The sequence below is a fragment of the Yoonia sp. R78084 genome (genome assembly GCF_044595625.1).
Classification (GTDB): domain Bacteria; phylum Pseudomonadota; class Alphaproteobacteria; order Rhodobacterales; family Rhodobacteraceae; genus Yoonia.
The window spans coordinates 205,014-230,742 of sequence record NZ_CP138993.1 but is presented as its reverse complement, the minus strand read 5'-3'; the positions used below and the strand labels follow the sequence as shown (position 1 = coordinate 230,742).

General features: G+C 55.7%; 25 protein-coding genes and 1 tRNA gene. 17 read left to right on the top strand and 9 right to left on the bottom strand.

The genetic code is table 11. The features are described 5' to 3' along the window. The first annotated feature begins 21 nt into the window (after nucleotides 1-21). From SJY29_RS01210 to SJY29_RS01180, 7 genes are all read left to right on the top strand, one after another. Nucleotides 22-2,979 (top strand): 2-oxoglutarate dehydrogenase E1 component, encoded by a 2,958-nt coding sequence (locus SJY29_RS01210; protein ID WP_400085843.1) that lies wholly within the window; start codon nucleotides 22-24, stop codon nucleotides 2,977-2,979. Beyond that, a complete protein-coding gene (gene odhB / locus SJY29_RS01205; protein ID WP_110279678.1) occupies nucleotides 2,979-4,175 on the top strand; it encodes a 2-oxoglutarate dehydrogenase complex dihydrolipoyllysine-residue succinyltransferase in 1,197 nt (398 codons plus the stop codon). Before SJY29_RS01210 ends, odhB begins: the two co-directional genes overlap by 1 nt. 74 nt (nucleotides 4,176-4,249) lie before the next feature. Further along, on the top strand, nucleotides 4,250-4,636 hold the full coding sequence (locus tag SJY29_RS01200; protein ID WP_400085840.1) for an MAPEG family protein: 387 nt from the start codon (nucleotides 4,250-4,252) through the stop codon (nucleotides 4,634-4,636). Between the two features lie 104 nt (nucleotides 4,637-4,740). Next, nucleotides 4,741-4,995 (top strand): hypothetical protein, encoded by a 255-nt coding sequence (locus SJY29_RS01195; RefSeq protein ID WP_400085838.1) that lies wholly within the window; start codon nucleotides 4,741-4,743, stop codon nucleotides 4,993-4,995. Beyond that, nucleotides 4,995-5,405: an MAPEG family protein gene (locus tag SJY29_RS01190; protein WP_400085835.1), complete on the top strand. Its 411-nt coding sequence runs from the start codon at nucleotides 4,995-4,997 to the stop codon at nucleotides 5,403-5,405. The genes SJY29_RS01195 and SJY29_RS01190 overlap by 1 nt, the downstream gene beginning before the upstream one ends. A 63-nt stretch (nucleotides 5,406-5,468) precedes the next feature. Next, a complete protein-coding gene (gene lpdA / locus SJY29_RS01185; RefSeq protein ID WP_400085833.1) occupies nucleotides 5,469-6,857 on the top strand; it encodes a dihydrolipoyl dehydrogenase in 1,389 nt (462 codons plus the stop codon). 233 nt (nucleotides 6,858-7,090) lie between these two features. Beyond that, the gene (locus tag SJY29_RS01180) at nucleotides 7,091-7,927 is read left to right on the top strand and encodes a TerB family tellurite resistance protein (RefSeq protein WP_400085830.1); all 837 of its coding nucleotides are present in this window, start codon (nucleotides 7,091-7,093) and stop codon (nucleotides 7,925-7,927) included. Here the strand turns inward: SJY29_RS01180 and SJY29_RS01175 are convergent. Together SJY29_RS01175 and SJY29_RS01170 are read right to left on the bottom strand one after the other, a co-directional pair. Then, on the bottom strand, nucleotides 7,924-8,574 hold the full coding sequence (locus SJY29_RS01175) for a GntR family transcriptional regulator (protein WP_400085828.1): 651 nt from the start codon (nucleotides 8,572-8,574) through the stop codon (nucleotides 7,924-7,926). The two genes, SJY29_RS01180 and SJY29_RS01175, sit on opposite strands and share 4 nt — an antisense overlap. A 31-nt stretch (nucleotides 8,575-8,605) precedes the next feature. Continuing rightward, complete coding sequence (locus SJY29_RS01170) at nucleotides 8,606-9,295, bottom strand: M48 family metallopeptidase (protein WP_400085825.1); 690 nt, start codon at nucleotides 9,293-9,295, stop codon at nucleotides 8,606-8,608. Between the two features lie 110 nt (nucleotides 9,296-9,405). On the opposite strand from SJY29_RS01170, the gene SJY29_RS01165 reads away from it, so the two are divergent. The 5 genes from SJY29_RS01165 to SJY29_RS01145 all read left to right on the top strand — a co-directional run bounded on the left by SJY29_RS01165 (nucleotide 9,406) and on the right by SJY29_RS01145 (nucleotide 13,107). Continuing rightward, on the top strand, nucleotides 9,406-9,729 hold the full coding sequence (locus SJY29_RS01165; protein ID WP_110279672.1) for a TIGR02300 family protein: 324 nt from the start codon (nucleotides 9,406-9,408) through the stop codon (nucleotides 9,727-9,729). Nucleotides 9,730-9,812: 83 nt separating this feature from the next. Next, a tRNA-Ala gene (locus SJY29_RS01160) sits at nucleotides 9,813-9,888 on the top strand. 100 nt (nucleotides 9,889-9,988) lie between these two features. Then, nucleotides 9,989-11,746 (top strand): DUF6538 domain-containing protein, encoded by a 1,758-nt coding sequence (locus SJY29_RS01155; protein WP_400085822.1) that lies wholly within the window; start codon nucleotides 9,989-9,991, stop codon nucleotides 11,744-11,746. Nucleotides 11,747-11,859: 113 nt separating this feature from the next. Then, nucleotides 11,860-12,126 (top strand): DUF1413 domain-containing protein, encoded by a 267-nt coding sequence (locus SJY29_RS01150; protein ID WP_400085819.1) that lies wholly within the window; start codon nucleotides 11,860-11,862, stop codon nucleotides 12,124-12,126. A gap of 156 nt (nucleotides 12,127-12,282) precedes the next feature. Further along, nucleotides 12,283-13,107, top strand: a complete 825-nt coding sequence (locus SJY29_RS01145; protein WP_400085817.1) for a hypothetical protein — start codon at nucleotides 12,283-12,285, stop codon at nucleotides 13,105-13,107. Nucleotides 13,108-13,493: 386 nt separating this feature from the next. On the opposite strand, the gene SJY29_RS01140 is transcribed toward SJY29_RS01145, so the two are convergent. Continuing rightward, on the bottom strand, nucleotides 13,494-14,411 hold the full coding sequence (locus SJY29_RS01140; protein WP_400085814.1) for a toll/interleukin-1 receptor domain-containing protein: 918 nt from the start codon (nucleotides 14,409-14,411) through the stop codon (nucleotides 13,494-13,496). Nucleotides 14,412-14,450: 39 nt separating this feature from the next. Further along, the gene (locus tag SJY29_RS01135) at nucleotides 14,451-14,999 is read right to left on the bottom strand and encodes a recombinase family protein (RefSeq protein ID WP_400085812.1); all 549 of its coding nucleotides are present in this window, start codon (nucleotides 14,997-14,999) and stop codon (nucleotides 14,451-14,453) included. Between the two features lie 217 nt (nucleotides 15,000-15,216). Between SJY29_RS01135 and SJY29_RS01130 the strand changes: the two genes are divergently transcribed. Then, nucleotides 15,217-15,621 carry a hypothetical protein gene (locus SJY29_RS01130; RefSeq protein ID WP_400085810.1) on the top strand — a complete coding sequence of 135 codons (405 nt, stop codon included), beginning with the start codon at nucleotides 15,217-15,219 and terminating at the stop codon, nucleotides 15,619-15,621. A gap of 283 nt (nucleotides 15,622-15,904) precedes the next feature. Here the strand turns inward: SJY29_RS01130 and SJY29_RS01125 are convergent, their stop codons facing one another. The 5 genes from SJY29_RS01125 to SJY29_RS01105 all read right to left on the bottom strand — a co-directional run bounded on the left by SJY29_RS01125 (nucleotide 15,905) and on the right by SJY29_RS01105 (nucleotide 21,962). Beyond that, complete coding sequence (locus SJY29_RS01125) at nucleotides 15,905-16,708, bottom strand: ParB/RepB/Spo0J family partition protein (protein WP_400085807.1); 804 nt, start codon at nucleotides 16,706-16,708, stop codon at nucleotides 15,905-15,907. A 455-nt stretch (nucleotides 16,709-17,163) separates the two neighbouring features. Then, nucleotides 17,164-18,096, bottom strand: coding sequence for a hypothetical protein (locus SJY29_RS01120; protein WP_400085805.1), 933 nt, complete (start codon nucleotides 18,094-18,096; stop codon nucleotides 17,164-17,166). A gap of 70 nt (nucleotides 18,097-18,166) precedes the next feature. Then, nucleotides 18,167-19,438 carry a DNA cytosine methyltransferase gene (locus SJY29_RS01115; RefSeq protein WP_400085803.1) on the bottom strand — a complete coding sequence of 424 codons (1,272 nt, stop codon included), beginning with the start codon at nucleotides 19,436-19,438 and terminating at the stop codon, nucleotides 18,167-18,169. Nucleotides 19,439-20,268: 830 nt separating this feature from the next. Then, nucleotides 20,269-20,619, bottom strand: a complete 351-nt coding sequence (locus SJY29_RS01110) for a hypothetical protein (protein WP_400085800.1) — start codon at nucleotides 20,617-20,619, stop codon at nucleotides 20,269-20,271. A gap of 326 nt (nucleotides 20,620-20,945) precedes the next feature. Then, entirely contained in the window at nucleotides 20,946-21,962 is a 1,017-nt protein-coding gene (locus SJY29_RS01105; protein WP_400085798.1) for a LacI family DNA-binding transcriptional regulator, read from the bottom strand. Nucleotides 21,963-22,217: 255 nt separating this feature from the next. Here SJY29_RS01105 and hisD point away from each other — a divergent pair, with 255 nt between their 5' ends. From hisD to SJY29_RS01085, 4 genes are read left to right on the top strand one after another with little or no spacing between them, the layout of a single operon-like run. Then, nucleotides 22,218-23,525 carry a histidinol dehydrogenase gene (gene hisD, locus SJY29_RS01100; RefSeq protein WP_400085796.1) on the top strand — a complete coding sequence of 436 codons (1,308 nt, stop codon included), beginning with the start codon at nucleotides 22,218-22,220 and terminating at the stop codon, nucleotides 23,523-23,525. After that, nucleotides 23,518-24,279 (top strand): SDR family NAD(P)-dependent oxidoreductase, encoded by a 762-nt coding sequence (locus tag SJY29_RS01095; RefSeq protein ID WP_400085793.1) that lies wholly within the window; start codon nucleotides 23,518-23,520, stop codon nucleotides 24,277-24,279. Before hisD ends, SJY29_RS01095 begins: the two co-directional genes overlap by 8 nt. Next, entirely contained in the window at nucleotides 24,276-25,256 is a 981-nt protein-coding gene (locus tag SJY29_RS01090) for an alcohol dehydrogenase catalytic domain-containing protein (RefSeq protein ID WP_400085790.1), read from the top strand. The genes SJY29_RS01095 and SJY29_RS01090 overlap by 4 nt, the downstream gene beginning before the upstream one ends. 26 nt (nucleotides 25,257-25,282) lie before the next feature. Then, complete coding sequence (locus tag SJY29_RS01085) at nucleotides 25,283-25,696, top strand: universal stress protein (protein WP_400085788.1); 414 nt, start codon at nucleotides 25,283-25,285, stop codon at nucleotides 25,694-25,696. Nucleotides 25,697-25,729: the final 33 nt, after the last annotated feature.

Here is a 25,729-nt window from a genome sequence, read left to right as displayed (position 1 = left end):
GACCAGAATGGGACACAAGAAATGACAGACCAATCCCCCAACGACGTTTTCCACGCCTCTTCATTCCTGCAAGGCCATAACGCGGAATACGTGGAACAGCTTTACGCCCGTTACGCCGATAACCCCGGTGCGGTCGATGAAAGCTGGCAGGCGTTCTTCCGGTCCTTGGGTGACACCCCTGCCGATGCCAAAGCAGAGGCCGCGGGCCCCTCTTGGGCGCGTACAGACTGGCCACCTGTACCTTCCGATGACCTGACCGCAGCCCTCGACGGGCAGTGGCCAGCTGAGCCCGAAGCGGCGGGCAAGAAGATCAAGGAAAAAGCCGCTGAAAAAGGCGTGACGCTGGACGAAAATCAGGTCCGCAACGCGGTGCTTGATAGTATCCGTGCGCTGATGATTATCCGCGCCTACCGTATTCGCGGCCACCTGATTGCAGACCTCGATCCACTGGGCATGCGCGAGAACGTTCCGCACCCTGAACTTGACCCGAAATCCTATGGCTTCACCGGCGCCGACATGGACCGTCCGATATTTATCGACAACGTGCTCGGCCTTGAAGTGGCGACCATGAATGAGATCATGGCCATCGTGCAGCGCACCTATTGCGGCACATTCGCGCTGCAATACATGCACATCTCCAACCCCGAAGAGGCCGGTTGGCTCAAAGAGCGCATCGAAGGCTATGGCAAGGAAATCGCCTTCACCAAGGAAGGGCGCAAAGCGATCCTGAACTCCTTGGTGCAGGCCGAGGGTTTCGAGAAATTCCTCCACGTCAAATACATGGGCACCAAGCGTTTCGGCCTTGATGGCGGCGAAAGCCTGATCCCTGCGATGGAACAGATCATCAAACGCGGTGGTCAGTTGGGCCTTGAGGATATCGTCATCGGGATGCCGCACCGCGGCCGATTGTCGGTGCTCGCCAACGTGATGCAAAAACCCTACCGCGCGATCTTTAACGAGTTTCAGGGCGGGTCGTTCAAGCCCGAAGACGTGGACGGCTCGGGCGACGTGAAATACCACCTTGGTGCCTCATCCGACCGCGCCTTTGATGATAACTCAGTCCACCTGTCGCTGACGGCCAACCCCTCGCACCTTGAGGCGGTCAACCCGGTCGTTCTGGGCAAGGTCCGCGCCAAGCAGGATCAGAAAAACGACAAGAACCGTACCAAGGTTATGGCTGTGCTGTTGCACGGCGATGCAGCCTTTGCTGGCCAAGGCGTTGTGGCCGAAGGCTTTGGCCTGTCGGGCCTGAAAGGTCACAGGACCGGCGGCACCATGCATATCGTGGTGAACAACCAGATCGGCTTTACCACAGCACCACATTTCAGCCGTTCCTCCCCTTACCCGACCGATATTGCGCTGATGGTTGAGGCGCCGATCTTCCACGTCAACGGCGACGACCCCGAGGCCGTGGTCCACGCAGCCCGCGTCGCGACCGAATTCCGCCAGAAGTTCCACAAGGACGTGGTGCTGGATATTATCTGCTACCGCCGCTTTGGTCACAACGAAGGCGATGAGCCGATGTTTACCAATCCGGTGATGTACAAAAAGATCAAAAAGCAAAAGACGACGCTGACGCTCTACACCGAGCGTCTGGTGCGCGACGGGCTGATCCCCGAAGGCGAAATCGAGGACATGAAAGCCGCGTTCCAAGCCTATCTGAACGAGGAATTCGAAGCCGGCAAAACCTACAAACCCAACAAGGCCGACTGGCTGGACGGCAAGTGGTCACATCTGGACCGCAATAAGGACGACTATCAGCGCGGTGCGACCGCAATCGAGGAAAAGACCTTCGCGGATATCGGCAAAGCGCTGACCAAGGCACCCGAGAATTTCCCGTTGCACAAAACTGTTGCGCGCCTGCTCGAAGCCAAGGCCACCATGTTCGAAACCGGCGAGGGCATCGACTGGGCCACCGGCGAAGCACTGGCCTTTGGCTCGCTTCTGACCGAAGGCTATCCTGTGCGCCTTTCGGGGCAGGACAGTACACGCGGCACATTCAGCCAGCGGCATTCCGGCCTGATCAATCAGGACAACGAAGAGCGCTACTACCCGCTGAACCATATCCGCGAAGGCCAGGCGAATTACGAAGTCATCGATTCGATGCTGTCGGAATATGCGGTTCTGGGCTTTGAATATGGCTATTCGCTGGCGGAACCCAATGCCCTGACCTTGTGGGAAGCACAGTTCGGCGATTTCGCCAATGGCGCGCAAATCATGTTCGACCAGTTCATCAGCTCGGGCGAAAGCAAATGGCTGCGCATGTCAGGCCTCGTCTGTCTGCTGCCACATGGGTACGAAGGGCAAGGGCCGGAACACTCCAGCGCGCGTCTGGAACGGTTCCTGACCATGTGTGGCGGCGACAACTGGATCGTGGCCAACTGTACGACACCTGCGAACTACTTCCACCTGCTGCGCCGGCAGTTGCACCGCACCTACCGCAAACCGCTCATTCTGATGACACCCAAGTCGCTTTTGCGGCACAAACTGGCCGTGTCCAAGAAAGAGGAGTTCACGACAGGGTCCAGCTTCCATCGCGTGCTCTGGGATGATGCCCAGCAGGGGAATTCGGACACCAAACTGGTGGCGGATGACAAGATCAAACGGGTCGTGATGTGTTCGGGCAAGGTCTACTACGACCTTCTGGAAGAGCGTGACGCGCGCGGGATCGACGATATTTATATCCTGCGGTTCGAGCAATTCTATCCGTTCCCTGCGCAATCGGCGATGAAGGAACTCGAACGGTTCAAGAATGCCGAAATGGTCTGGTGTCAGGAAGAGCCGCGCAATCAGGGCGCATGGGCGTTCATGGAACCCAATATCGAATGGGTGCTGACGCGGTCCAAAGCGAAACACACACGGCCTGTCTACGTGGGGCGCGCCGCTGCCGCCTCGCCTGCAACAGGTCTGGCCAGCAAACACAAAGCAGAACAAACAGCGCTCGTGAATGATGCGTTGACCATCGAAGGAACAAAGTAATGAGCACCGAAGTCCGCGTCCCTACCCTTGGCGAATCCGTGACAGAGGCCACTGTCGCCACATGGTTCAAACAGCCCGGCGATGCCGTGGCCGTTGACGAAATGCTCTGCGAGCTGGAAACCGATAAGGTGACCGTCGAGGTGCCCAGCCCTGTCGCTGGCACCCTGTCCGAGATCGTCGCCGCCGAAGGCGAGACTGTCGGCGTTGACGCCCTGCTGGCGCAGATTAGCGAGGGCGACGCCGCTCCGGCACCGAAAGCCGCCAAAAGCGAAGAGGCCCCCAAGGCCGAAGAGCAGCCCGCCCCTGCGGCAGCAAAAGACGTTGAGGATGCGCCATCGGCCAAAAAGCTGATGGCCGAAAATAACCTCTCTGACGTGCAAGGCACCGGCAAGGACGGCCGCGTAATGAAAGAGGACGTGCTCAACGCGCTCTCATCCGCCGCGCCCGCGCCGTCTTCGAGCCCGGCGCCGCGCGCGCCTGTTGCCGCCGCACAGGCCGACCGCGAAGAGCGGGTGAAAATGACCCGTCTGCGCCAGACCATCGCCAAGCGTCTGAAAGACAGCCAGAACACCGCTGCCATGCTGACCACCTACAACGAGGTCGACATGACCGAGGTGATGGCCCTGCGGAACGAATACAAAGACCTGTTCCTGAAAAAGCACGGCGTGAAACTGGGCTTCATGTCCTTCTTCACCAAGGCCTGTGTGCACGCTTTGCGCGAAGTGCCCGAAGTGAACGCCGAAATCGACGGCACCGACATCGTCTACAAAAACTACGTCAACATGGGCATCGCCGCAGGCACGCCTACGGGCCTTGTGGTGCCGGTGATCAACGACGCCGACCAGATGTCCTTTGCCGCTATCGAGAAAGCGATTGCCGAAATGGGCGCCAAAGCCCGCGACGGCAAGTTGAGCATGGCTGAAATGCAGGGCGGCACCTTCACCATCTCCAACGGCGGCGTCTACGGCTCGCTGATGTCCTCGCCCATCCTGAACCCCCCGCAGTCCGGTATCCTCGGAATGCACAAAATCCAGGACCGCCCGATGGCGATCGGTGGTCAGGTGGTGATCCGTCCGATGATGTATCTGGCGCTGTCCTATGACCACCGGATTGTTGACGGCAAAGGCGCTGTGACCTTCCTTGTGCGGGTGAAAGAGGCGCTCGAGGATCCGCGTCGGTTGTTGATGGATTTGTGATGGTTCGCGTGGGTTTCACCCACCCCACGTAGGGTGGGTGAAACCCACGCACCAAAAATGCGAAAGGAAACCCCATGACACCTGAACTGCAATACCTCGTCTACGGCGTCATCCTCCTCATTGTGCATGTCCTCGTGCAGGCCACGTTCAGCGACCTTAGCAAAGGGATAGGCTGGGCGCTGGGGCCGCAGGATGAAAACCGCGACCAGAGTGTCGTCGCTGGTCGCATCCAGCGCGCCTTGCGCAACTATCTGGAAACCTTGCCGGCCTTCATCGCACTGGCACTGACGCTCACCGTGACCGAGATGGGCACCGCCACCTCCGCCCTTGGTGCCGCAATCTGGTTCTGGGCGCGTGTCGCCTATATTCCCGCCTATGCCTCAGGCATTCCGCTGGTGCGTTCGGTTGCCTTTTTTGCATCACTTGCAGGATTGGCCATGATGATCCTGCCACTGTTCTGACGCGATGGACCGCAGCCAGAGGAACGCAGCCCCTGACCTAATCCGGGGACTCCCTCAGAAAACAAACCAGAGGTCCCGGGTCAGGCCCGGGACGGCGTGACACCATGACCGACAACGCACCAACGCCATGGGAAAAGTGGGTGGCAAAGAACCTTGCTACGCCACAGCAAAAAATCCGCTGGTGGTTGATCGTCTGGGGCGTTTGTTTGCTTCTATCTCCCATCGCGGTCAATGATGTGACAAGCGCGATTGGCTCTCGGTTGATATTGCTTGGCGCGGTCATCGGCTGGATTCCAGCGTTAGTTATATTTGTGAGACAACGCAAAGCGATGCCGGACGCCAAAGAGGAAGACCAATGATGACCCCCGAACTTACAGTCCTCGCCCTTGCCGCCCTCCTGCAAGGTATCCAGTTCGCGCTGATGGCGATCCCGGCCAATCTCGAACTTGGCCCCGGCAAAACCATGTCACCACGGGATGCGAGCCGTCTGGGCAAACCCCTGGTCGAACAGGTCAGCGATAAGACCGCACGCCTGTTCCGTGCCCTCAATAACCACTTCGAAGGTCTGATCCTCTTCACCATCGCAGTCGTCGTCATCACCCTTAGCGACAAAGGCACCGGATTTTCCGCCATCTGCGCGTGGACCTACCTTGTCGCCCGCGTCCTCTATGTCCCCGCCTATTACTTCGGCCTGACACCGTGGCGGTCAATAATTTGGTTTGTGGGGTTCACCTCAACCATGCTGATGATAGTGTCAGCCCTGATATGACAATTTGTATGTACAGGTTGTGTACGCGGTGTGTACGCCCTGTGACACTCTAAAGGAGACCCCATGTCCAGCTATGACGTCATCGTAATCGGCGCCGGTCCCGGCGGCTATGTTTGTGCAATTCGCTGTGCCCAATTGGGCATGAAGGTGGCTTGCGTCGAAGGCCGTGAAACGCTGGGCGGCACCTGCCTGAACGTGGGCTGCATTCCCTCCAAGGCCATGCTGCACGCGACGCATATGCTGCATGAAGCCGAGCATAATTTCGCGACCATGGGCCTGAAAGGCAAAGCGCCTTCGGTCGATTGGAAGCAGATGCTGTCCTATAAGGCCGACACGATTGCACAAAACACCGGCGGCATCGAATTTCTGTTCAAAAAGAACAAGGTCGACTGGCTGAAAGGCTGGGGGTCAATCCCCGAAGCAGGCAAGGTGAAAGTCGGCGACGAAGTCCATGAAGCCAAGCACATCGTGATTGCATCTGGGTCCGAGGCGTCGTCATTGCCCGGCGTAGAAGTCGACGAAAAAACTGTCGTGACCTCCACCGGTGCGCTGGAACTGGGCAAAATACCCAAGAAGCTTGTCGTGATCGGCGCGGGCGTTATCGGGTTGGAGCTTGGCTCGGTCTACGCGCGTTTGGGCGCCGAGGTTGAGGTCATTGAATTCCTTGATGCCATCACCCCCGGCATGGACAAAGAAATTGCCCGTCAATTCCAGAAAATGCTCACGAAACAGGGGCTTAAATTCACCCTTGGTGCGGCTGTGCAAGGTGTCGAAGTCAAGAACAACAAGGCCACCGTCACCTATAAACTGCGCAAGGACGACAGCGAACACACGCTTTCCGCCGATACGGTGCTGGTCGCTACAGGCCGCAAACCCTACACCAAGGGGCTGGGTCTGGAAGAGCTGGGCGTTGAGATGTCCGAGCGCGGCCAGATCAAGACCGACGGCAAATATGCGACCAATGTCGCAGGCATCTACGCGATCGGCGACACGATTGCAGGCCCGATGCTGGCCCATAAAGCCGAAGATGAAGGCATGGCCGTCGCCGAAGGTATCGCCGGTCAGCATCCGCATGTGAACTACGGCGTCATCCCCGGTGTGATCTACACCCACCCCGAGGTGGCCAATGTGGGCGAGACCGAAGAAACCCTGAAAGAACAAGGGCGTAAATACAAGGTCGGCAAATTCCCCTTCATGGGCAACGCCCGCGCCAAGGCAAATTTCGCAGGCGACGGTTTTGTCAAAATCCTCGTGGATGCAACGACCGACCGCGTGCTTGGTGCGCATATTATCGGTCCGATGGCGGGTGACCTGATCCACGAAATCTGCGTTGCCATGGAATTCGGTGCCGCTGCCGAGGATCTCGCACGGACCTGCCATGCCCACCCCACCTACTCCGAGGCCGTCCGCGAAGCCGCCCTCGCATGCGGCGACGGCGCGATACACGCGTAGATTTTTCAGGCTGGACCGGCCATTTTCGCCGGTCCATGCCACGTCTTGTCCGAATTCAGGGCGATTTTTATACAAGCAATTTCAGCGGCACCAAGGGAACACTTGCTGCAAAAACAGCACATTGGGCGCTCAATTACTTGCTTTCTAGGGTCTTTCAGGCAGATAACCGAGACAATTGCGTCCGCCCTCTGTCTTTATTGCGGCGACGTTTATAGTGAGTCCGAGATATTTGCATGATGCGTTTCATTGTTGCCATCTTCTTGAGTTTGCTGGTCGCTGGGCCAGCGCAGGCTTGGACAGCCAACTCTGGGTTTTTCTCGGGTTTGGAATATGTTGCGGACACCGAGATTGACGCCCCCAACGGCACATCCCTGTCGCTCTGCTATGAAACCAAAGATATCCGGATTTTGGGCTACACGGTTTCCAGCAATATCCTTGGATATGTTCTGTCCAGAGACCGCTGCACAGGACAGATCGAACGGCCCTTCAGCCCGCAGCAAATGGAAACAGCGCAGTCATTGAACCTGATTGAGGCCGGCCTGCCTTCTGTGGCGCGCAACAGCCTACAACGGACCATTCAGAACTATGGTATCTGGGTTGCAATCAGCCTTGCCCTCATTGCTGTCATCTGGCGGCGCATGAAATCACTGCTCGGTCTCGACCCTACCGCACCGATGCGCAAAAAGGCGACACAGCGCATCCTGACGGCAATGTGCTATGTCGGCAAATGCGACGGGATTGTTGCATCGAATGAAATTGCGCTGATCACCAAAGCAGCGAGCCGTCTGACACGGACCAATATTCCGTCCACAGAGGTTATCCGCATCACCGACCATATTGACCTGAACCTGACACCACAGGATTTCATCGACTTCGGGAAGGGTCTGCGCGATTCAGAGAAAGATGTCATGATGCGCGGTGCGTTCTTTGTGGCGCTTTCAAGCGGGCGGATCATTCCAAGCGAATACGCATTTATCACCAACCTGTCCTATGGGATCGGCATGCCCGGCGAGGATTTCCGGCGGGTGATGAACCTCGCGCTTGAAGATCTCGATATCTACGGGACCTAACCCTTCAGCATCCGCAAACCTTGGGTCGAATCGGCGCGCACGGCCAAGCGCAGACCCGGCTCGTCGCCGGCCTTCAGGGCTGCAAGGATCAGTTTGTGGTGTGCCGGAGGATCGGTGCGGTTCAGCCGCCCGTAAAGCGACCGCATGGTTGGTCCCAATTGCAGCCAAACAGTCTCTGTCATCGCCAACATCGCAGGCGCCTGGGCGCGCAGATAAAGCGTGCGGTGGAATTCGAGGTTCAGGCGGATATAGCCCGTCGCGTCATGGCGTGCGATTATCTGGTGAAAGCCCTGATTGATAGTCTCGAGCCGTTCGATCAGCGCAAAATGCGCGCGCGGCAAAGCGCGCGATGCAAGCTCTGCTTCAAGCAAGGCGCGCAAGGTGGCCAGCTCTTCAATCCGCTCGTTCGAAAGCTCCGGTGTCGAGACACGGCCCGACGACGACAGGAACAACGCACCTTCGGCAACCAAGCGGCGCACGGCCTCGCGCGCAGGTGTCATAGAAACATCATAGCTTTTGCCGATACCCCGCAGTGTCAGGGCTTCACCCGGTGCGATTTCCCCGTGCATGATCCGCGCCCGCAACGCACGATACACCCGCTCATGTGCGGCAGTTGTATTCTCCTGGGGGCGTGGCTGGATCATCATGGGCCTTTTGTGATCACGAAAGGCAGATTGGTCAATCGTCGAAAACAAAGCGGTGCAGCTTGTCACCCTCATCACGCAGCCACTGGCGATGTTGAGCATAATCAGGGCAGAGCTGTGCAACAACAGACCAGAACGCCGGTTGATGGTTCATTTCAACCAGATGGGCGACCTCATGCGCCGCCACATAATCAAGCACAGCAGGCGGCGCCATTATCAGCCGCCACGAATACATCAATGCCCCTGTGCTTGAACAAGACCCCCAGCGTGACCGTGTGTCGCGGATCGACAGCCGCGTATAGGATTTACCCACTTGCTGCGCATAGCGGTCCGAGGCATGCGCAAGCGCATCGCGCGCAGCATGGCGCAACAGGGCCTTGGTCTGCGCCGCAGCAGATGCGCTTGTTGTGACCTCGATGCGATCCTCAAGGAGACGCGCGCGCTTGCCGGCACTCACAATAATGGGCATTGCCACCCCGCGGAAAGGCACAGTCTGGCCAACTTGGGCCGCCATCGCGGGGCGCATATCCGCAAGGTGTCCGCGCAGCCAGGGTTCTTTGGCGCGCAAGAAAGCGATTCCCTCACGCTCGGGCGCAAAACGTGGCAACGTCAGCGTCACACGGCCATCCAGACGCGAAACACGCAACGAAAGGCGCTTGGCGCGTACAGAACGGCGCAAAACCACCTCGATCGGGGGGTTGCCTTTCAGGGTGTGACGGCCCATATCCACCTTCTTGGTTTTCAAGTGCCAAAGGCTTTGACACAGCCCCTCGCTTATGGCAGTTGGCACCGATCACCCGCAAGGGAAGACAGAGATTTTTGAAGGGATAGCCTATGCCTAAGGAAGAGTGGGGCACAAAGCGCCTTTGCCCCGAAACCGGCAAACGCTTTTACGACCTGAACGCGACGCCAATCATCAGCCCCTATACGGGCAATGAAGTGACGATCGACACGTCCAAGACCCGTACAATGGTCGCGGATGCAGAGGATGCACAAACCGCCAAGATGAAGGACATCGAAGAAGACGATGATCTGGTTCTTGATGACGACGATGATGAAGACGTCGATCTCGGTGACGATGTTCTGGAAGACGATGATGACGACGATACCGTCTCTCTCGACGAACTCGCCGACGTCACAACGAACGACGACGATTAAAATGACCGAACCGGGCGCGATTTTCTCTTGATCTCGCCCGGATCGCTGCATAGATAGCGGCAATCAGCGCAAGCTGATAAGTTGGGGCCTTAGCTCAGTTGGGAGAGCGCTTGCATGGCATGCAAGAGGTCAGGGGTTCGACTCCCCTAGGCTCCACCAAATCTTCATACAAGCTAACGAAAACAGTAAGTTGCTGATTTATAATGATGTTTTTAGGGGTCTGTTACGCTGAGGTGTTACAGTGAGGACCCTCGAGAAGATGTCTGGACACACACGCTTGTATCGTCGCGGAGCAGTCTACTACCACCGCGCAGCCGTTCCCCAAGATATTGTTGCCACCTACGGAAAGCGAGAAGAGACGTTCTCCCTGAGGACGAGCGATTATTCGGAAGCGCTTCGAAGAGTGCGGATTGAAGCCGTCAAGGTAGATCGCAAGTTCGATGAACACCGATTGAAGCTGGCGCAGGAACAGGAAGACAAACTTCAAGAACTGACGCTGGAACAGATCGCAACAATCAAGGCGACCTACCTCCATCATCTACTGGACGAGGATGAAGAGGTAAGGATTGACAGCTTTGAAGAGGTCGAAGACCGTGACGGGCAATCTGTGCGTGTGTCTCCGCACCAGTTCGAGCCACGCCCAACCTTCGATGAATACGATACGCTCGTTGAGGACATGGACGAAGTCACCCGCTTCAACTTAGCGCGAGGCAAATCCGACCCCTTTTACCGCTCTGAGGCCGAAGAAGTACTGACATGGGAAGGCATCGAACTGAGGCTTGACCCAGCTTCACTGAGCTGGCCTCGTCTCGTAAGGGCGCTGCAGGAGGCCTCTGTCGAAGCCAGTGAGGCAATCAGACGGCGCAACAAAGGGGATGTAGTGCTGACGCCAGAAGCGCCTCGGACGGTCACTCAGGGCGCTAGTGATGCGCCTCTGTTTTCCGCCGCCGTAAAGCTCTGGGCCGATGAGAAGTCGCGTGGCGCTTGGTCTCCCAAAGTCAGGAACGACTACCTCTCTTGGACCGACCTCTTCGTCGAGATTGCTGGAGACCGCCCGGTCAACACCTATCGGAAAGACGATGCACGAGCCTTCAAAAGCGTTTTGATGAAGCTTCCGGCCAACAGCCGCAAGAAGCGTGAGACGCGCGGTTTGCCTGCGACTGTGGCAGCGCAGAAGGCAGAACAGCTTGGGCTAGAGCCGATGGGTGCATCCACGGTCAACAAGGCGCTTAGTCGCGTTGGTACCTTCTGGAACTGGGCCGAGGCGCACTTTGACGATGTGACAAGCAACCTGATGAAGGGGCTCAAGATCAACACTGGCGTAGCCCCGAGGGACCAACGCAATGCCTTCTCCAGCTCACAGTTGCAGCGGCTATTCTCCAGTCCGCTATTTACTGGTTGCCGCTCTGAGCGCTTCTGCAGTGAGGCAGGGTCCCTCATGATGACCGAGACAGCAAAGTTCTGGTTGCCGCTGCTGGGTCTCTTCTCGGGGGCGCGTCTCAACGAGCTATGTCAGCTGGCGACAGGCGATGTGAAAGCGGCGGCTGGCATTCCTTTCTTGGACATCACCGATGAGGGGGACGGGCAGAACGTCAAAACCAGCAGCGGGAAACGACAGATCGCTGTTCACTCAGAGCTGATCGCGCTGGGCTTCCTTGATTTTGTTGCCAAGCGGAGAAAGCAGAATGAACCAAGGCTCTTCCCTGAGCTGCGCCAAGACGCAACTGGCTATTTCTCCGGCGAGTTTTCGAAGTTCTTCTCCCGCTATCTCGAACGCATCGGCCTGAAAACCGCCAAGACCTCCTTCCACTCGTTCCGTCACAACTTCGAGGACGCCTGCCGCAACGGAGAGGTGCCGCCGAATATCATGGACGCTTTACAGGGTCACGCTGAGCGCGGCATGGCAGGACGGTATGGAGACGGTCGATACAGGCTCGATCTGCTCAAGAACAACATCGAGAAGGTCACCTATGCTGAACTAAAGCTGACGCATATCGCCAAGTTTCAGCACAACTAAGAGCAACAGCTGATTGCCATGTCTACAACTTCGTAGAATAGTGCTACCAGCCAATCAAATGAATAGTCCAAATGTATGAAAAGCCCTCGCGGGCGCACTTTGGGAGAAATTACATGTTTGAAGTGCACTACGGTCAAATCATGCAAAGGCTTCGCGAGCGCAGGCCAGAAAATGGTTTTGAAGTCGAGCACTTATTCACGTCTGAGGAATGGAGAGAGATTGGTGATGGGCAAGCAAGGCAGCAGTTCGGAAGGCGCTTTGCGAGGGATGTCAAGAACCGTGTCTTTCCGGGAGTTAGCCGCAACGCCATACCAGTGAACCCCGGCGGTAATGAGGCTCGATACAACTACAATCCAGAGCAGGATAAAAGAGCCAGATGAGCATTCACGATGAAATCGAAGCCGATACCAGTGGCGAGCGCATAGACCTTGTTCTTGCAAGGGGTGGCAGAGGGCAGAAAGGCTCAAAGACTCGGCGTGAAGTCATCTGCTTTGGTTGCATCCAGTTGAATTTCAGATCTTTGCGGCGGGGTTGATATGACGGTCTTATGTAAGACGCATAGCGACGAATTTAAAAAATACCTCAACAAGGTCAAAGCCTTGCCGTCCCATCCAACAAATCAAAACGGCTTGATGCCTTTGGCAAATAAGACCGTGGCGACCTATTTGAACACTACAGAAGACTCGAGCGACTACCAACGCCACAAAACGCGCCACAACCGAAATGACCTGCGCAAATTGACGCAGACGGCGACCAAAGCAAATATCGAATACATCTGCGCCGCGATACTTGCTTGGGGCGGAATGACCGTTCCGAATTTCAAAAGCCTGTTTGGATCCGATCACAAGTCGGAGTGGCTGTCTGTTGCCCTCGAAATAAAGAATGGAAATCCGTCTCGCCAATCCGCCTTTGCAAAATTTTCAAACTTACGCGCAAAAAAAATGATACCCGGCATGGGGCCAGCCTACTTCACAAAACTGATCTATTTCCTGATGCCCGAGGGGAAAATGGGCGAGGCATATATCCTCGATCAATGGGCCGGATGGTCGATCAATACGTTGTTCAACGACGATATCGTACTGTTGAATACATCTCATACATGGACGTGGAAGAAATCTGGTCAATTTCCGGTGATGAAGCCGAGCAAACTGGTCTCTGATATGAATACTGCCGAGAACTACGAAGCATTTTGCAAAAAGGTGGATGAGCTTATCACAGAACTCGGAAGCAGAGCGAAAATGGATGGGATTTCTCCCAGCGATCTGATCGACCGCACTTTCATGTTTGAGAAAGGGGGGAGCGGCAAGACATGGCGGGATTACCTAATTCATATCGAGCGAAACGCTAGGCCGAAAAAATGAGAACCTATGGCGAAACAGAAGCTGAAACCCGCAAGAACATGGTCTTACAGGTGCTGTAGGCGGCTGGAGAACTTACGGACGGACGTCTCGCGCTGCATTCAACACGACATACTTGGCGGACGGTTGCCAGAAGAGCGCAAGTCAACGAAGCTGACATCAATGATCTTGGTAGATGGGCTGGGGCGCGTTCGTCGAGCTCAGTGTATGACCATGGCTTGCGGGAACGCCAACTCGCGGACACCCAACAAGATGTATGGGATGGACTGAGGGTCGGCGGCTACTTACACGGGTTCTGAAGTCTTAATCTTTGGGCCTGTTTTCTTGATGGTTATTGAACTGCTGATAGTGCAGAAACTCTGGGATACAAATACGGAGAGACTGGAGGCCTAGAACGGGATCTCGTCAAAGTCGTCCGATACACTGTCGCCTGCTGGAATACCGCTGTCTGGATCACGCTTTTCAATTACAGCTTCAATACTCTCGGGAACCCCCCACGCATGCTGTATCTGACTATTCGAACTGATTGCTTCACGCAGCATAGCCTTATAGCTTTTCCGCCAAGTTGTGAGCTCCTCGACGAGCTTCACGTTTGACCTTGCCTCTAAGAACGAAGTGCTGCTGCAGAACATTTCGATGACGACGTCAGCCATTTTTTCAGCTGTTTTTGGGTGAACCCGGTATGCTTCGAACAGTTCTCGCGCAATCTCCGGTGCGTCCTTGTCCTTACCGTTGAAGGCTTGTTTCCTCCCAAAAAGGCCATAGGGGGCTATGTCCAAGCGTACGGATGAAACAGGCACACCGCGACCAAGCGCATAACCTACCTCTTGGTCTGTCCAAGTGCTGTCTTTAAAGCCCTCGTGCAGTAGCGCGACCAGTGTATCGCATGTCCTTAGGGCTTTTTCTATTTCATCCTGCCATTCGGAATTGGGTTCGATGTCTTCATGAGCAACGAAGGCAGAAATACCGTAGGAGGCCAACGCAGCCTGTAGTTCAGATGCAAAAACCTTGTGTTTTGCAAGGTGGGAGAGAAATACCCTCAGCTTACCTGCCGCCCAGAACTCTGGGATATCAAATACGCTGTCCTCACCTGTTTCTATGTTCAGGTGCTGAGCCATGGCCCGCAGTGGTTCATCCTCAATGCCTCTGAGCATCGCAGCCACATACGAGAAGCTGTCTCCTGACCAAGACGTCACGTTGGCTCCAAATTCTTCAAGCACGAGGTCGATTTCCGTCCACGTTTGTGGCGATAGCCTTCGAGCAATTTCTGTTTTGAATGTGGCACGTTCTGAGGGTGTTAAGGTCATCGTTTCAACCTACACAACAGGCGCATAGGCGCAACCGTTTCAGGCCTTCTGCAGCACTCTATAGACTGACGTTCTTGCGATTTTGAGCTTTCGCGCAATCTCGGTAGCGCCCATGCCTTCCTCATCCCGCAGCCGCTTGACCTCGTCCACGTCGATTGAAGGCTTGCGACCTTTGTAGATGCCCACCAATTTCGCTTTTGCTATCCCCTCCATCTGCCGCTCACGACGCAGGTTCGTCTCGAACTCAGCGAAGACCCCCAGCATCTGGAAAAAGGCCTTTCCAGCAGCGCTACTTGTGTCCACGGGCTGTTCTGTCGCTTTCAATGCAACGCCTTTATCCTGCAGCTCTCTTGCGATGCTGGAGAGATCGTCCATCGACCGGGCAAGCCGATCAAGGCGCGTTACTACCAGCGTGTCACCTTCCCTCAGGAACTCCAGCAGTGTCTTCAGCTCTTCGCGTCCCTGTCTGCTTGTACCGCTGATCTTTTCTTCTCTGATGATCTCGCACCCCGCAGCCTTCAACGCATCGCGCTGGATGGTGAGGTCTTGGTCTGATGTTGAAACGCGGGCGTATCCGTAGACTGACATGGTGTAGTGTTCCTTTTGGGTCAGAGACCCTTATCACCTACTGTTCCTTAATTCTTATTTCAACCCTAAAAGTACAATCATTCTGTCCTGCGCGTCCGTACCTCAAGGGTATACCCAAAAAGAGCTATACTTTTCCTCGCGTAAGCCAGCGCGTCGTGACTTGCGTGGTGAGGGATGTTCTGAAATTAGAGGTGTAAAGGTTAGTGGAGAAAACTAGATGCGTAGATGCACACTCGACGAAATCCTACGTACTTCCAATCGCTTGCCCTTCGAGCAGCAGCACATCCAGTTTCTTCTGTCGATGTTGAAAAAGCAAAGTGAGAAAGGGCTAATCGTCCGGTTTCACCCGCAGTTCACATTTTCGCCGGGAGAGGCTTTAGAGGGTATGAAAGACGGTATCTTCGTCCTCAATTGCCCTCAAATTCAGTCGGACTTTATCTTTACCTGCGAAAGTGGAGGAAAAGGACTATTTGGAGGGCAGAAACGGTCCTTCAAAGTATTTATCGGTGATCTTGAGAAAGATGACTTCTGTGCGGCGAATTCATTTAAGTCATTTGGCATAGCTGCCACTTCAATCAACAACATTTTCCGGAGCGAAGGACTACTTAGCGGTATGGTCTAGCAATAGACAACTCGCTCCAAGCTTTAGAGTGTGAACACAAAAATCCTTCACGGGCGAAATGCGAACCCACGACGGACGCTAGGCAAGGCGCAGCGGAACTGAACTCAACTGAACTCTGGGAGCGCCCCTCCAAAGACTTTGCCTACCCCTCCTACTCCGCAAGCCTATTGGGGGAGAAACGCCATCGCCTTACCTAGTATTAGGCGCTCAGAAATATGCGGCGCAAAACACGCCGGACCCCATCCAACCTGTGTTGGCGATCTGCAGCGAGGCGGACGGGAGATCAGAATTCATCATCCCCATCATCAGGCTGATTTGCTGGTGTAAACTCGCCCGTGAAATCGTTGATCTCACCTTCATGAAAACCAAGATGTTCCGCCCCTGTCGCGAAGCGCGAATTGCCCATGATCTCTTGGACAACCTCAAGAACTAACTCAGGGTCGTGTTCGCTGTACTGGACAATGTCGCGGGCGATGTTCTGTTTCAGCTTTGCATAGGCAGCTTGCCGCCATTCTTCCTGCTGTTCCTCTGACCATTCCCCTTGCGCCTTACCTTCAACCGCAATCTGTGCCGCCTTCCATGATTTGGGCGTGTCGATTTCGTTGTCGTTAAGGCGCTTCAATACTCTCCGCATACGGCTCACAGTAGCAGGTGATACATTGCAAAGCTGACTGACCTGCGTTCGCGACAACTCAGCTTGCTCAACGGTCAGCCTCCAAGCCCAGTCTCGCTTTTCCTCATCTTTCATCTGTAGCCGCGCCTTACTGTTTTCTCGGGCGGCGATCTGTTGCCCTTCAGCGACCGTGCAGCTGTAGACCAGCGCAGGCACGGCACCGCGCCACTTGGCCTCACGATAGGCGGCAAAGGAATGGTGCCCATCCAGAACGGTAAACGAACCATCTCCAACGCTGCGGACATGGAGCGGGTCGAGAGCCTTGCCAGTTGCGAGGACCCTCACGAGGTCAGCCACGTGGCCGTGGTCAAGCTCGATGCTGCGGGGCTGAAACTTCGATGGTTCTACATGGAGTTTCTTGAGCCTTAATTTGCGCTGGACAGGTTTTGTTATCTTGTTGTAATCCTTAGTCATTTTTCTGATTTCCTTGCGGTAGACGGGGGAGCCGCGCCTGTATCATTGATACACCCAAGGGTGATACACCCGCAGCTGATGCACTGGCTTGCGCCTTGCGATGCCTCAGGCTTGCATAAAGGGGCCAGCCCGCCGACCGGACATCCAGTCACCTAGGCGCGGTTGCTGTATTCTCTAAGGGGGAACTTAAAGGATGCCATCGTCTCAAGCTTCGCACTTTCCGCTGCGGGGCTAGGCATCCAGCTCAAGTATTTAGTTTAGCTCAACAGGTTGTGCTTGAAGGGGTGCGCTCTCTTCTCCGGCTGTCGGCTTGGTTTGTTGACGGTGGCTAAGGGTGAGCATTGGCCAAGAGGTGCAAGGGCCGACAGGGTGAACTTCGATGCCCTACGAGAAGGTTAAGGCTACTGAGCAAAAGCCATGGTTCTTCTAGAGCAAGTCATCTCTACTTGCTCGAGTTAGAGAAATCTCTTTCTCACGTAGTCGGCAAAGGCCTCCATGCTGAACCCGAAATTATCGAAATAATCGAGCCTATCGACGATGTCTGAAGGGGCGTTTCCTTTGTCAACAGTCGCCGTCAGCCGCTTCATCTCAAAGTCAAGTTCACTCTGAAGGCAAACAATCCGGACTGATTTACTGCGCTGATCCAAGATAATCTTGTTGCCAATATCTTTCAGCTTTTTCTTGCTGGCCGCTAGACCGTTGCCTGTAAACACAAAAGGAACGGCACCTTGTCTTAGCTCACTTGAAGTCAATCGAGTGCGGTCATTGCTGCTCATTTGAACCGCCAAGAATGCTTCCACTTTCCCATCTTGGCCGTCGGGGACGCATGGGAATACAAAGTCAGTGTCCGATCCCTTGCTTGACTGATATTGCTCTCGAAAGTGAACATCCTTCTGTAGCCCTGCAGCGCTGAGTATGGCTCTAACAATATTCTCACCAGCCTCGCCAGCATTGCTCTTATTGGCCTGTGACAAAGACTCATTTATTACTCGCGCCAACAAGGCATTCAGCCTGTTGATTGAGATCTTTGGATTTTGTGCTCCCCCCACAAAGTCTTGAATCAACTTCAACGTCGGAAAATTGCTGAGGTCAGTCTCAGCCTCTAGAATGCTCAGGTAGTCATAGTAGAGACTTGAAGACGCTTTGTGGTTTATGTCCATCATCTGATCAGCCAGAGCATCAATATCTAGATCCAAGCCAACGAGAGAATTACGCCCGTTGAAAGAGTTCATGTGGCCTGAAATGGCATGCTTGCGGCTGGGTTCACCGAGCGCCTTCATCCTGCGAATGAAGCCTTGCGGGCCTTGCATCTCTGGCTTCACACTAAGGTAAAGGCTATCAATCACCTGACGCCAATCAGCACTGTCCAGTTTCTTGAAATCGAACAAAAAAGCTCTCCCAGAACGAATCGTCCTGTGAGGTTAGCTATTTGATTGGCAACCGCAACGTGTGCCTATGCTAGTCTTGCCCGAGAATGCGCAAGATGTGTTTACCAACTTCCTGTCCCAACCGTGGCGGGACGGCATTGCCTATCTGTGTGTACTTGGGGACTTCCCGATCAAAGATATTCTCCCTTGGGTTTCCCGCTCGCCTAATTCCACCAGTGGTGCGCTTACCTGCAAACTCGTACCAGTCAGGGAAGGTTTGCAATCTGGCCCACTCTCGAACGGTTAATGTCCTAGGTTGAGAGAAGTGGACAAAATCGTCGGGCAGGGAACAGGCAGTAATTGTGGGGCCTTGATTTCCCCATGTTTCAGGGAGAAGGCGCTGCGCAAATTTCTTAGTTCGCATCTCTAGCGGTATTGCTCCACCGTTCTCGATCATTGCTTGAAAACGTGCCTGAACGGTCGGCGAGTGCTTACTATACTCTTGGTCCGTTAGAGTGCTGCCTTTTCGGAGTGTTTGCCCGTTTGGGAGCGTTCGTATTTCTTTTTGCCAATCTGACTTAGCCGTATTGATATACGTATTGGTCTTGCCGCCATACTCAAAGTTTGGATCAACAAGGTCTGACAGTACGTCTACCAAGTGAGGGTACATTCCAATCGGGGCAGGTAAGAAGCCAGCCGATACTGCGTCCTCGCCCTTCATCCCGTCTTTCAGTAGATCATCACGCACCCCAACCAACAAGACACGAGGTCTGTTTTGAGGGACAGCGTAATCCTTTGCGTGTACCAGCTTGTGACTTACAGTATAGCCTTCTAGAGACCGAAACGTGTTTAGTACGTCTGTAAACGCCTCACCCTTAGCCCCATCCTTGGTCCACCGAGACCGCAACAAACCTTCCACGTTCTCAAACAAGAACACTTTGGGCCGGACATGATGAACAAAATACGCCATGTCCTGAAATAGATGGTTCGAGGGCAGTTGCTTTTTATCGACCGAGTAGGACCGCCTTAATCCAATCCCAGAAAAACCCTGACAAGGTGGGCCACCCGTGACCAGATCGACTTCACCTGCCCGGATAGGCTGGCCAAACTGCGTCGAAAGGTCCGTAAATAGGCGATCAAAGAAACCTTCATCCGACACGACTGACTTGATGTCGTTTGCGTTGAAGCGCTCTCTAAGGTGAGGGAACTCAGCGTCTCGGTTCCTTAAGTAGGTTTCCATCGCGTCAGAATTCAATTCGTTCACAAACAATGGGAAAAAGCCCGCTTGCTCTAGGCCAAGGGACAAGCCACCGCAGCCTGCGAACAGATCAATAAACTTTGGGCCGTCTATCGTTGCACTCATTGGTCAGGCTCCTATTCGGTGCCTTGATTATAAGATGTCGCAGGTAAAGTCCAGGTTTTTTTAGCCCTATTAATTGCTTGCCGCGCGGCACAGCCTACCCTGTTTTAAAACGCAACAAGGCTGAAGTCTTGAAGACTAAAAGCAAGCTCTTAACTCACACATGTAGAGCCAAAAACCAACGAGGACCTAAGTGACCAAGGAACAAGAGCGGAAATCTGAGAACGAGCATAAAGTCCGAGAAACGCAGCTGGAACAAAAGGCTATGTCCCGACTGCGATTACTCGCAGCAAACATTATGAGGATCGCCAGTGGCACAGGAAAGCTTCAAGAGCTTGAAAGCCAACTGCTAGAGGCAGCCGCGTGTTTTCAGGAGTACAGAAATCACACATCTGTCGGGATCGACCCGGCTGCCGCATCTGAGGCACTCGAAGTTTCTAGCGAGTACGGCCTTCGAGAAGCCCTCGACGACTTGGAGAGACTGCGGATAGAAGCTGAGTGCATGACTGTGTGTGGAGCGCTGGGTGTTGCTGCGTGGCACTTAGATGGCCACCCTCGCGGACTGACAACACATAACGAGATGAATGAAGGGCAAAAGCGAATGGAGGAGTTCAGACGCGCCGTATCAAATGAGGCTCAAAGATAAAATCGAGCGGCAAAGTGTTACAGTGTAGTGACACAGCCACATGACTAGTATATTGATAAGTAACTGAAACAAAACAACTAACCAGAACCGATAGCGTCTCCCCTAGGCTCCACCAAATTTCCTGATATCGCATATTCCGGCGGCGCCAAGCGACGAGCTATCAAGGCTTGCATGCTTAGTAGGAAGCCTAGCGTGGACGTTCGCGATTCCTGCAGCTTGCCTTACGAAGCTGGCTTGGGCTGCGGGGCGTGATTTTGCACGGTTGTGCCGCGCCCTCTGGCTGCACATCTGGGGCGTTCTTGCTGACCACGGCCGCGATGAAAGCCGCTACATCGAATTCGGTTTCCTGTGCCGCGCGTGCGAGTGCCTTTTTCAGAGCGCGATTTGACAATGCAGCCGTCAGTTGCGCTGCCAGCGCCCGTCGCAAGACCTTGTCGCAAGGTGCTTCTGCGTCCTCGACCTGCGGCACTTCGGCATCTGAGAGTTCGAATCCGGCCTCTTCAAGGAAAAGCCGCACAATCGGTGGCGCGGAGGTCACAGCATCTGTTGTCGTTGGATCCCGGAAAAAAGCTACGACTTTGTTTGAGCGTGCGTGGCCCTGGCTTGTAATGCCTTTTCCGCCGCCTGCCTGCACGGATACACTATCCGCAGAGTACATCTGGAAATCGTAACGCAACACGGTTTTCACCAACAACACTTAACAACTCGGGGAAGAGTATCAAATCCAATGTTCTTGGGCAAAGTAATTGTCCGACTACAACGATTTTCTTGTCTAAAATTGTCGGTATTGCCGTCATTGTTGCGGGATCGCATGACAATTCGGAGTAACTCGTCAAAATCCAAGCAACAATCTCCGCCTATTGCTTAAAGCGGGCCGAGCGTATCCCGAAAAACCAGCCGGGTCTGAAGCTCAATCGGCGTCAAAGCGATGCCATCCCGCAGGTGGTTTACCAGAACCTCCCCTGCCTTTCGGCCCATTTCACGGTGCGGCACATGCACCGTTGTCAGTGCCGGATAAACCACCTGGGCCAGTTCGATATCATCGAACCCGATGATCGAGACATCACCCGGAACCGCAATCCCGCGCTCTCTTGCCCGTCTGAGCGCACCGACAGCCAAAACATCGTTTCCGCAAAAAACCGCAGTCGGCCTTGGCTCGTGGGCCATAAGCTGATCAAAGGCTGCTGCACCTTCGTTGATCCCATATTTCGTTTCCACGAAACAGAGGGTATCACTGTCCAGTCCGGCCGCGGTCATCGCCTGTCTGATCCCGTCGCATCGTGCTGACGCCCTGTCATTCTGCGCCGTTTCTGCCGAAATCAGCGCCAGCCGCCGGTGCCCCATCCCGATCACTTTTTCGGCCATCGCCTGCATTGCCGCGCTGTTATTGAAACCCACCGAAGGCCGCGTCGCTTGCGGGTCAAATGCCCATGTCAAAAGGACCGGCACGTCCTGCGCATCCAAAAATTCATAGATTGCCGGATCGCGGTGGTATCCGATCAGCAAGAGCGCATCAGCCCCCCGCGCGACAAGTGACCTGATCTGCTCTTCCTCGGTAGCCGGCTGATAGGCCGTGCTGGCAACCAACATCGTAAATCCGTTGCGACGCAATTCTTCCTGAAAGGCCTGAAGCCCGCGCGCGAAAATCGCGTTTTCCATTGTCGGAATAATGGCACCGATTGTATTGGTGCGCCTTGCTGCCATCGCGCGCGCACCGAAATTGGGTGAATAGCCCAGCTCTGCAATTGCGACGTTCACTTTGTCACGCGTTACCTCGGCCACCTGGTCGGGGAAATTGATTGCCCGCGAGACTGTGGCAGTCGACACACCCGCACGGCTGGCCACGTCCTGCAAAGTGGGTATTGGTCGTTGGGATGTCATATGCGCTCCGGTTGGGTCTGGCGTTCAACATAGCGTCAAACCCGGCGCCGACATAGGGAACTTTTGCGGAAAATGTAAGGGCTTGCATTAAGGCGATGTAAGCGCTTACACTGGCCTCAGAATCAAATAGTCGTCTTGGGAGGGTACGGCTTTGAAGATTGCAGCGACCGACCGGTGTCCGCAACAGATCACAACACATCTCCCTTCGATCAAGACCACGATGCTTTCTGACAGCATGAAATAAGGTAACGAAACATGGCACGCGAATATCTCAAAAAAGCGACGCTGACCGCGCAGTCCGGCGCGTCTGATGTCCACGACATTGTTCAGGGCATCCTGTCCGACATCGAGACAGGTGGCGACGCCAAGGCGATGGAATACGCGGCAAAATTCGACAAATATGACGGCAACGTCATGATCACCGCAGAAGAGATCGCGGCAGCGACAGCACTGGTACCCGAGAAGCTGAAAGAAGACATCCAGTTCGCCCATGACAATGTCAAACGCTTTGCGGAAGCGCAGAAAGCCACCGTCAGCAACATCGAATACGAGATCGTTCCGGGCCTGATCGCTGGTCAAAAGGCAATCCCGGTTGATGCGGCAGGTTGCTATGTGCCCGGCGGACGCTACAGCCACATCGCCTCTGCAATCATGACTGTGACAACGGCCAAAGTTGCCGGTTGCAACCATATCGCCGTTGCCTCGCCCCCGCGGCCCGGCGTGGGCGTCGCCCCTGCCATCATCTATGCGGCCCATATCTGTGGCGCGGACAAGATCATGGCCATGGGCGGTGTGCAGGGCGTTGCCGCCATGACCTTTGGCCTCTTTGGCCTGCCCAAGGCAAACATCCTTGTCGGCCCCGGCAACCAGTTCGTCGCCGAAGCCAAGCGCATACTTTTCGGCCGTGTCGGAATCGACATGATCGCAGGCCCGACCGATAGCCTGATCCTCGCCGACAAGACCGCCGATCCGCATATCGTTGCAACCGATCTCGTCAGCCAGGCCGAGCACGGCTACAACTCGCCCGTCTGGCTGGTCACAGATGACCGCGCGCTGGCCGAAGACGTCATGAACCGTGTGCCTGAGCTGATCGCAGACCTGCCGGAAGTGAACCGTGACAACGCCGCAGCAGCATGGCGCGATTATGCCGAAGTCATCCTTTGTGCGGACCGTGAAGAAATGGCCGCCTGTTCGGACGATTACGCGCCCGAGCACCTGACCGTGCAGGCCGAAGATCTGGATTGGTGGCTGGATCGTCTTTCCTGCTATGGCTCGCTCTTCCTTGGCGAAGAAACGACCGTGTCCTATGGCGACAAAGCCTCTGGCACGAACCACGTTCTGCCGACGTCGGGCGCTGCGTCCTATACCGGTGGTCTGTCGGTCCATAAGTACATGAAGATCGTGACATGGCAGAAGGCCACACGCGAAGGGTCCAAGCGCGTGGCCGAAGCGACAGCACGGATTTCCCGCCTTGAAGGGATGGAAGGCCACGCCCGTGCAGCGGACGTACGTCTGGCCAAATACTTCCCCGGCGAAAACTTTGACCTGACGCCAGATGAGTGATCCGCGCGATCTCTTCGACCTGACCGGTCGTGTCGCCTGCGTCACCGGCGCAAGCGCGGGTCTTGGCCAACGCGCCGCGATTGCACTGGCTGCGGCCGGTGCAAAGGTTGTCGGCGTGGCCCGCCGCGCGGATGCGCTGAACGGCTGGGCGGCTGAGACGGGGGCAAATGCCGCAGTCGTAGCCGCCGATCTGTCAAAACGGGACCAGATTGCCGATATCGCAGCGCAGGTCGCCGAACCCTTTGGCGCGCCTGACATCGTTGTCCATGCGGCGGGGATCAACACCCGCGAGGCTGCAGATGATGTGACGGACGCGGGCTGGGACGTGACGATGAACCTCAATCTGGCCGCACCCTTCTTTCTTTCTCAAGCCCTCGTCCCTGCGATGAAGGCCAAAGGCTGGGGGCGCATCGTGAATTTCGCCTCTCTCCAGACAACACGCGCCTTTCCGGGCGGGATTGCCTATGGCGCGTCCAAGGCCGGCATCGGCCAGTTGACCCGCGCAATGGCCGAAGCGTGGTCCAAGGATGGCGTCACAGCCAATGCAATAGGTCCGGGATTTTTCCCGACCGAGTTAACCGGCCCCGTCTTTGCCGACCCCGAACGCGCCGCCCGCAACGCGGCGCAGACATGTGTGGGCCGCAATGGTGCTTTGTCGGATATCGACGGCCCGCTCTTATTTCTTTGCTCGGATGCGTCGTCCTATGTGACGGGGCAAATCTTGATGGTGGACGGAGGTTTCACAGCGAAATGAAAGCGCTTGTTTATGACGACGTGGAAACGCTTGTTTACCGCGTGATGCCTGATCCGGTGCCGGGCGCTGGCCAAAGCCTCATCAGCATTGAGGCTTCGGGCATTTGCGGCTCTGACATGCACGCATTTCTGGGCCACGACGAACGGCGGCCCGCCCCGCTGATCCTTGGCCACGAGGCCGCTGGCGTTGTCATGGGAGGTGCGTTGGACGGCACACGGGTGACAATCAATCCGCTTGCGACCTGTGGTTTGTGTCGGGCCTGCAAATCCGGCCGTGATAACCTTTGCCCCGACCGCATGATTATTTCGATGCCCCCGCGCGAAGGTGCGTTTAGCGACTATGTCGTGATGGCCAATAGAAACCTTGTGACGGTGCCAGATGACGTGCCGCTCACCAAGGCAGCTTTGGCCGAACCACTGGCATGCGGCTGGCATGCGGTCCGGCTGGGGGCTGCGGCGCTGGACATGCCGCTTGCAGATGCACAATGCGTTGTTGTCGGCGGGGGCGCGATCGGTGTGGGCGCTGCTTTGTGTCTGCGGGCATTCGGGGCGACCGATATCAAAGTCATCGAACCAAACACCCTGCGCCGTGCAACGCTTGACATGATCGACGGCTTTGATGCCGTTGCACCGGGGACGGTTGAACAGGCTGATCTCGTGATCGACGGGGTAGGCTATGCCGCGACGCGCGCGGATGCCACGGCCATCACACGCCCCGGAGGCGTGATCATGCATATCGGACTGGGCGAAGCGACGGGCGGTCTTGATATCCGCCGCATGACCTTGCAGGAAATCACCTTCATCGGCACCTACACCTATACCGCCGAGGATTTCCGCCAGACTGCTGCAGCCATCTTTGACGGGCGCCTTGGCCCTCTCGACTGGACAGAAGAACGCCCCCTCGCTGACGGGCAGCAGGCCTTTGCGGATATCCGGGCTGGCGTTGTTGCCGCACCCAAGATCATTTTACGTCCCTGAGACCGAAAAACCGAAGGAGTTTTGGCATGTACAAGAACATTCTGGTCCCAATGGCCCTTGATCACGGCGTTGGTGAAAACAGCGTCGCAATCGCCCGCCGCCTGTTGTCGGAAGGCGGCAAGATCACAGCGCTGCACGTCTATGAAGCGCCGGAAGGGTCGGTCGGGGCCTATATCGACGACAGTGTGGTTCAAAGCGCCTTTGATCGGGCCAAAGCGCGCCTTGAGGAACGTGTCGCGGCGATGCCCGGCGTGTCATCCATGATCGTCAAGGGCCACAGCGGGCGCAGCATCATTGATACCGCCACTGCTTTGAAAGCCGATTGCATCGTTATGGGCTCCCACAAGCCCGGGCTGATCGACTATTTCCTCGGGTCAACCGCGTCGCGTGTGGTGCAACACGCCGCTTGCGCTGTTCACGTGGCGCGCGACATCAATTGACCCACCCCCATCACCCACCGCCCCACAGCGGGG

Excerpts from the sequence above, each read along its gene's own strand:
- SJY29_RS01210 (WP_400085843.1), top strand. The coding sequence starts at position 22 with ATGACAGACCAATCCCCCAACGACGTTTTCCACGCCTCTTCATTCCTG.
- odhB (WP_110279678.1), top strand. The coding sequence starts at position 2,979 with ATGAGCACCGAAGTCCGCGTCCCTACCCTTGGCGAATCCGTGACAGAG.
- SJY29_RS01200 (WP_400085840.1), top strand. The coding sequence starts at position 4,250 with ATGACACCTGAACTGCAATACCTCGTCTACGGCGTCATCCTCCTCATT.
- SJY29_RS01195 (WP_400085838.1), top strand. The coding sequence starts at position 4,741 with ATGACCGACAACGCACCAACGCCATGGGAAAAGTGGGTGGCAAAGAAC.
- SJY29_RS01190 (WP_400085835.1), top strand. The coding sequence starts at position 4,995 with ATGACCCCCGAACTTACAGTCCTCGCCCTTGCCGCCCTCCTGCAAGGT.
- lpdA (WP_400085833.1), top strand. The coding sequence starts at position 5,469 with ATGTCCAGCTATGACGTCATCGTAATCGGCGCCGGTCCCGGCGGCTAT.
- SJY29_RS01180 (WP_400085830.1), top strand. The coding sequence starts at position 7,091 with ATGATGCGTTTCATTGTTGCCATCTTCTTGAGTTTGCTGGTCGCTGGG.
- SJY29_RS01175 (WP_400085828.1), bottom strand. The coding sequence starts at position 8,574 with ATGATGATCCAGCCACGCCCCCAGGAGAATACAACTGCCGCACATGAG.
- SJY29_RS01170 (WP_400085825.1), bottom strand. The coding sequence starts at position 9,295 with ATGGGCCGTCACACCCTGAAAGGCAACCCCCCGATCGAGGTGGTTTTG.
- SJY29_RS01165 (WP_110279672.1), top strand. The coding sequence starts at position 9,406 with ATGCCTAAGGAAGAGTGGGGCACAAAGCGCCTTTGCCCCGAAACCGGC.
- SJY29_RS01155 (WP_400085822.1), top strand. The coding sequence starts at position 9,989 with ATGTCTGGACACACACGCTTGTATCGTCGCGGAGCAGTCTACTACCAC.
- SJY29_RS01150 (WP_400085819.1), top strand. The coding sequence starts at position 11,860 with ATGTTTGAAGTGCACTACGGTCAAATCATGCAAAGGCTTCGCGAGCGC.
- SJY29_RS01145 (WP_400085817.1), top strand. The coding sequence starts at position 12,283 with ATGACGGTCTTATGTAAGACGCATAGCGACGAATTTAAAAAATACCTC.
- SJY29_RS01140 (WP_400085814.1), bottom strand. The coding sequence starts at position 14,411 with ATGACCTTAACACCCTCAGAACGTGCCACATTCAAAACAGAAATTGCT.
- SJY29_RS01135 (WP_400085812.1), bottom strand. The coding sequence starts at position 14,999 with ATGTCAGTCTACGGATACGCCCGCGTTTCAACATCAGACCAAGACCTC.
- SJY29_RS01130 (WP_400085810.1), top strand. The coding sequence starts at position 15,217 with ATGCGTAGATGCACACTCGACGAAATCCTACGTACTTCCAATCGCTTG.
- SJY29_RS01125 (WP_400085807.1), bottom strand. The coding sequence starts at position 16,708 with ATGACTAAGGATTACAACAAGATAACAAAACCTGTCCAGCGCAAATTA.
- SJY29_RS01115 (WP_400085803.1), bottom strand. The coding sequence starts at position 19,438 with ATGAGTGCAACGATAGACGGCCCAAAGTTTATTGATCTGTTCGCAGGC.
- SJY29_RS01105 (WP_400085798.1), bottom strand. The coding sequence starts at position 21,962 with ATGACATCCCAACGACCAATACCCACTTTGCAGGACGTGGCCAGCCGT.
- hisD (WP_400085796.1), top strand. The coding sequence starts at position 22,218 with ATGGCACGCGAATATCTCAAAAAAGCGACGCTGACCGCGCAGTCCGGC.
- SJY29_RS01095 (WP_400085793.1), top strand. The coding sequence starts at position 23,518 with ATGAGTGATCCGCGCGATCTCTTCGACCTGACCGGTCGTGTCGCCTGC.
- SJY29_RS01090 (WP_400085790.1), top strand. The coding sequence starts at position 24,276 with ATGAAAGCGCTTGTTTATGACGACGTGGAAACGCTTGTTTACCGCGTG.
- SJY29_RS01085 (WP_400085788.1), top strand. The coding sequence starts at position 25,283 with ATGTACAAGAACATTCTGGTCCCAATGGCCCTTGATCACGGCGTTGGT.